The organism is Dyella sp. (assembly GCF_035508675.1).
In the GTDB taxonomy this organism is placed as follows: Bacteria; Pseudomonadota; Gammaproteobacteria; order Xanthomonadales; family Rhodanobacteraceae; genus Dyella_B.
This window is the reverse complement of sequence record NZ_DATJMN010000097.1, coordinates 1-4,828: the sequence shown is the minus strand read 5'-3', so window position 1 is coordinate 4,828 and position 4,828 is coordinate 1. Positions and strand designations below refer to the sequence as shown.

Sequence of the window (4,828 nt, the reverse complement as noted above, 5' to 3'; positions counted from 1 at the left end):
GTGCGACCCGGCGCCTGGTTGCTGCCGATGCAGTGCAGGAGAAACAGGCCGTCGTCTTTCAGGCAGCGGCGGGCGACTTCGAAATATTCGCGATAGTTCTTGCCGCCCACGTGTTCGAACATGCCAATCGACATGATGGCGTCGAACGGTTCGTCGACGTCACGGTAATCCTGCAAGCGGATTTCGATCGGCAAGCCCTGGCACAACTCGCGCGCCAACGCGGCCTGCTCGTTGGACACGGTAATGCCCACGCCTTCCACGCCGTAGCGTTCCGCGGCGAACTTCAGCGCTTCGCCCCAGCCGCAGCCCACGTCGAGCACGCGCATGCCGGGTTGCAATTGCAATTTGCGGCAGATCAGGTCCAGCTTGGCTTCCTGGGCGTCGTCCAGATGGCTGGCATGGGCCCAGTAACCGCAGGAATACACCATGCGCTTGCCGAGCATGGCCTTGAACAGATCATTGCCGCGATCGTAATGCACCTTGCCGATCTCGAACGCGTGCTGGCCGCGCTGCATGTTGATGAAGCGCGCCTTGAGATGCGCGATCAGCGTATCCAGCGTCTTGAGGTGTTCATCCAGGTGACTGCGAAGAATCATGGTGAACAGGCCAGGCAGGTCCTCGGCGTCCCACCAGCCATCCATGTAAGCCTCGCCCAGCCCCAGCGAGCCGTGGGCAAACACGCGTGCGTAGAGTTGTTCGTTGTGTACGCGCAGATCGGTGGGCGCCGGCCCGTCGATCTGGATGCCGGCCAGCTCAAGCAGCTCGGCGGCACGTTGGCGCAGCGATTCTTGACTCATGCGTCTCCTTCCCGGCCCAAAACACCGAAATGGACCGGCGACCATGCATAGACCAGTTCAACCCCTGCTTCCCGTACCAGGCGCAGCAGGGTTTGTGCATTCGCTTCGCTGAGCAGAAATTCCACCTTGAGCGGCAGGTCGTCGGCAAGTTCGAAGAAGGCCTCGTGATGCAGCACGCCATGCCGGCCGAAACCCGCCGTGGCGCGAAATACGGAGCCCCCGCCCAACTTATGGCGCTTGGCCAGTTCCAGCAGCCATTCGGACATCAGCAGCCCATCGTGCCGCGCGTGTACGTGGGTGTAAAAGCGCAGGAAGATGCCGTTGGCAGGAGAGTTGCGAAATGAGACATCGATACTCATGACGTGGTCGACTCCGTATCAATGGCGCAACAAGCCGCGCGTGAGGAAAATGCCCAGGATCGTCATGGACAGGCTGCCGATCAGATGTACCGCGACATGGATGCCGAACCATAGCAACTGCCCGCGTAGCAGCAAGGTATTCGCTTCGGCGGAAAAGGTGGAGAAGGTGGTGAGGCCGCCGAGAAAACCGGTCATCGCGAACAGACGTATTTCCGGCGGCAGTGCCTGGAAGTGCTCGATGATGCCCATCATGCAGCCCATGATCAGGCCGCCCGTGAGGTTGGCCGCAAGGGTGCCCAGGGGCAGGGTGGGGAAAACCGGATTGAGCAGGACGCCGAGCATCCAGCGTATCCAGCATCCGATCGCGCCGCCCAATCCGACGGCAAGAAATCCAGTCCAACTCATGTCGTGTCGTCTCCTGTGTGCAGAGGCTCGGCAACACAGGCACGCCTGCGCCGCCGGAGTCCGGTGGTGCAGGCATCATCAACCTTGCGGTGGTTTGTTCCACGGGAACGGCCCCAAGGGAACGGGAGGCATGCCATCTCCCTCATGCGAGGCATGCTAGCCGAAGCAAATGTCGCTGTGTAGCCGGGACGGCCACCCCAGCCTATACGTGCAACTCCGGCATGGCGGCAATGATGCGTGCAACCTCTTCGGGCTCCTTGCCCTGCGCATCGATCACATGCCGGCCGGGACCATACGGCCCCCACTCGGCGGCATTGGTCACGGTGAAAATGCCCATGGTGGTGACGTCCGAGGCACAGGCCAGGTGCATCACGCCGCAGTCGGCGCTGATGTAGACGTCCAAACCCGAGAGCACGCAGGCGAGTTTGCGCAGATCGGTGGAGTAATACGCGGGATAGCGCGAACCCAGCATCGACTCGCCCGAGTGCGGCAGGATTTCCACCATGCGATGACCGGGATGCGCCGCTTCCAGCACCTGCATGAAGCGCGTCCACCACGCTTCGCTCAGCAATTTGTCGCCGGTGGCATTGCCAAAAATGCCGATGATGCCGCGTCCTGGCGTGGTGATGCCGCTGGCGGCGAGGGAACGCATCAGTGCCGCCTTGCCTTGTGCGCGTTCATTCGCTGCGAGGCGGATGTCCGGTACGGGATAGTCGGCCGCTACGTCGCGCCCCATTGCATGGCGCAGGAGGTACACCGGGCGCCGCCCCTTGCTCGCCAAATGGTCAGGCAGCGGTACGGCATGGGTGATCTCGCCGTGTTTTTTCGGGCTGCTGAAGCCGAGCGTATATGTCGAGTTCGACAGCAGCGTGAGCAGACGGCCGGTTTGCGACAACGGGTCGGCATCGATCGCCAGGTCATAGCGGATCTTGCGCATGCGCCGCAGCGTGCCGAAGAACTGGAACGGATGGCCCACGCCGTGCGCCGGCAACCGAAAGATACGCTGCACGTTGAAGAAATGGCCGTAGATGCTTTTGGCCACGGGACTGCGCGTGAGAATGTCGATTTCCGCCGCGGGATAAACCTTTTCCAGCTCCGATAGCAGCGGCGTCAGCAGCAGCGTGTTGCCCAGGCTGTGGCTGATATGGCAGACCAGGATGCGATAGATGCCCTTGGCCGGTAGCGGTTCTGATGTCGGTTGCCCATGGCTGCCGAACACCATGCGCATCAGCCGGCGCGCCACGCTGCGGCGAAAATTGTTGATCGGATCGTAATAGCGCGTGTTCTTCAGCACGGTGGGCGTCGCAGCAATCAGGCGTTGCGCACTATACCGGTTCGCCGGCCTGGTTAAGGAGCCCGTGCTCGATCAGCCAGCTCCTGGCGTTTTCCGCATCGTGTTCGAACCAGGCACGGGCCGAGCCCAGCCGAAAAGTGTAACCCCAGGTGTCCATGTCGGCCATGATGCGCTCGCGTCCCACGCCGGGCAGTCTGTCGCCCAGCACGATCTGCAGGTAGCAAACCGCATCTTCTTCTTCGATCGAGTCGGTGGCATCGGTGTGCACGTCGCCACGGCGCTCGGGTGGCAGCACCATGAGGTGGCCGGCTTCATGCAGCAGCGAATGCACGGGGGTATCGCCGCGTGCGTAAACGCTATGGCCGATGATGCCGGCTTCATCGTCGCCCCAGAAGCTGCCGGGGATGGCTTCGCCGTCGTTGACGAGCGTGAGGCTCAGGCCGTAGAGGGCGAGCAGGGTTTCGATGGCGCCGCGGTCGATGTCGGAAAGTCGGAGAACAGTCATGACAGGGTCGTGAGATCTGGGCCTTCCCAGCGTGTGGCAGGGGAGGGACGGATCATCACGATGGACGGCGATCAGGTCGCCGGATTCTCCGCTGGCTTGCCATCCGGCAGTGCTACCGACAATTCCAGTACTTCGTGTCCGCTATCGCGTTCGAGATTGATGCTGATCGCGTCCAGGTCGACGTTGACGTATTTTTTGATGACTTCGAGCAATTCGTTGCGCAGCAGTGGCAGATAGTCGGGCGCGCCGCGGGTGGAGCGCTCCTGTGCCACGATGATGCGCAGCCGTTCCTTCGCCACCACAGCAGTGGGTTCGGGTTTGCGCTTCAGGAAATCGAGAATACCCATGGTGCTCAACCTCCGAATACGCGCTGGAAGAAGCCCTTCTTGGGTGCGTCGAGAAAGCGCATCGGGCGGGTCTCGCCGAGCAGGCGGGCCACCGTGTCGCGATAGGCCTGGCCGGCGAGGGAGTTGTCGTCCAGGATCACCGGCACGCCGGAGTTGGAGGCGGCCAGTACGTTTTCCGATTCGGGAATCACGCCGATCACGTTGATGCCGAGAATTTCTTCCACGTCTTTCACGCTGAGCATTTCGCCCTGTTCGACCCGCGCCGGGTTGTAGCGCGTCAATAGCAGGTGCTGGGTGACCGTGCCGTTATCGCGTTCGGCGCGGCGCGTTTTGCTGGCGAGCAGGCCCAGGATGCGATCGGAATCGCGCACCGAAGAAACCTCAGGGTTCACCACCACCATGGCGTGGTCAGCGAAGTACATCGCCAGGTGCGCGCCTTTTTCGATGCCGGCAGGGGAATCGCAGATGATGTAGTCGAAGCCGTCCTTGCCCAGTTCATCGAGCACTTTCTCCACCCCCTCCTGCGTAAGCGCGTCCTTGTCGCGCGTCTGGCTGGCGGCGAGCACGTAGAGATTTTCGTGGCGCTTGTCCTTGATCAGCGACTGCTTGATGGTGGCTTCGCCCTGAATGACGTTGACAAAGTCGTACACCACGCGGCGCTCGCAACCCATGATGAGGTCCAGGTTGCGCAGGCCGACGTCGAAATCGATCACGGCCACTTTCTTGCCGGCCATCGCCAGGCCCGTGGCAAGCGATGCGCTGGTGGTGGTCTTACCCACGCCACCCTTGCCGGACGTCACAACGATAATCTCAGCACTCAAGGCTCATCTCCGGAATAGATATAGTTTTTCTAAATGTCTGGCATGCACCGGGCAGCCCGGCGCATTGGTTATTTCAAAGGTGCAATCAGCAGCTTTTCGCCCTCGAGCCAGCATTGCACAGACTGGCCCTCCAGGTCTTTGGGTAATTGTTCGAACACGCGGTAAGGGCCGGCGATGGCGACGAGCTCGGCACGAAAGTCCGATACGAAGATGCGGGCCTTCACATCGCCTTGCGCGCCCGCCATGGCTCGGCCTTTGAGCCCGCCATAGACGTGAATGCTGCCATCGGCAATGACTTCG

Annotated in this window: 8 protein-coding genes and 1 riboswitch; all 8 genes read right to left on the bottom strand. The window is 61.6% G+C overall.

Annotated features, from left to right (window positions below; translation table 11 throughout):
- Nucleotides 1-797 (bottom strand): cyclopropane fatty acyl phospholipid synthase (gene cfa, locus VMA74_RS05490; protein ID WP_325365597.1); only part of this gene is annotated, 797 nt, incomplete at its 3' end.
- On the bottom strand, nucleotides 794-1,156 hold the full coding sequence (locus tag VMA74_RS05485; RefSeq protein WP_325365595.1) for a DUF190 domain-containing protein: 363 nt from the start codon (nucleotides 1,154-1,156) through the stop codon (nucleotides 794-796). The genes VMA74_RS05485 and cfa, both read right to left, overlap by 4 nt.
- 18 nt (nucleotides 1,157-1,174) lie before the next feature.
- Nucleotides 1,175-1,561, bottom strand: a complete 387-nt coding sequence (gene crcB / locus VMA74_RS05480; RefSeq protein WP_325365593.1) for a fluoride efflux transporter CrcB — start codon at nucleotides 1,559-1,561, stop codon at nucleotides 1,175-1,177.
- Nucleotides 1,562-1,623: 62 nt separating this feature from the next.
- Nucleotides 1,624-1,711, bottom strand: a riboswitch (Fluoride riboswitch).
- Between the two features lie 52 nt (nucleotides 1,712-1,763).
- On the bottom strand, nucleotides 1,764-2,855 hold the full coding sequence (locus VMA74_RS05475; RefSeq protein WP_325365591.1) for a glycosyltransferase family 9 protein: 1,092 nt from the start codon (nucleotides 2,853-2,855) through the stop codon (nucleotides 1,764-1,766).
- A 31-nt stretch (nucleotides 2,856-2,886) separates the two neighbouring features.
- Nucleotides 2,887-3,360, bottom strand: a complete 474-nt coding sequence (locus tag VMA74_RS05470) for a hypothetical protein (RefSeq protein WP_325365589.1) — start codon at nucleotides 3,358-3,360, stop codon at nucleotides 2,887-2,889.
- 71 nt (nucleotides 3,361-3,431) lie between these two features.
- A complete protein-coding gene (minE, locus tag VMA74_RS05465; RefSeq protein ID WP_325365587.1) occupies nucleotides 3,432-3,707 on the bottom strand; it encodes a cell division topological specificity factor MinE in 276 nt (91 codons plus the stop codon).
- Nucleotides 3,708-3,712: 5 nt separating this feature from the next.
- Nucleotides 3,713-4,528 (bottom strand): septum site-determining protein MinD, encoded by an 816-nt coding sequence (minD, locus tag VMA74_RS05460; RefSeq protein WP_325365585.1) that lies wholly within the window; start codon nucleotides 4,526-4,528, stop codon nucleotides 3,713-3,715.
- A gap of 68 nt (nucleotides 4,529-4,596) precedes the next feature.
- Nucleotides 4,597-4,828 (bottom strand): septum site-determining protein MinC (gene minC / locus VMA74_RS05455; RefSeq protein WP_325365583.1); only part of this gene is annotated, 232 nt, incomplete at its 5' end.

Excerpts from the sequence above, each read along its gene's own strand:
- VMA74_RS05470 (WP_325365589.1), bottom strand. The coding sequence starts at position 3,360 with ATGACTGTTCTCCGACTTTCCGACATCGACCGCGGCGCCATCGAAACC.
- VMA74_RS05485 (WP_325365595.1), bottom strand. The coding sequence starts at position 1,156 with ATGAGTATCGATGTCTCATTTCGCAACTCTCCTGCCAACGGCATCTTC.
- crcB (WP_325365593.1), bottom strand. The coding sequence starts at position 1,561 with ATGAGTTGGACTGGATTTCTTGCCGTCGGATTGGGCGGCGCGATCGGA.
- minE (WP_325365587.1), bottom strand. The coding sequence starts at position 3,707 with ATGGGTATTCTCGATTTCCTGAAGCGCAAACCCGAACCCACTGCTGTG.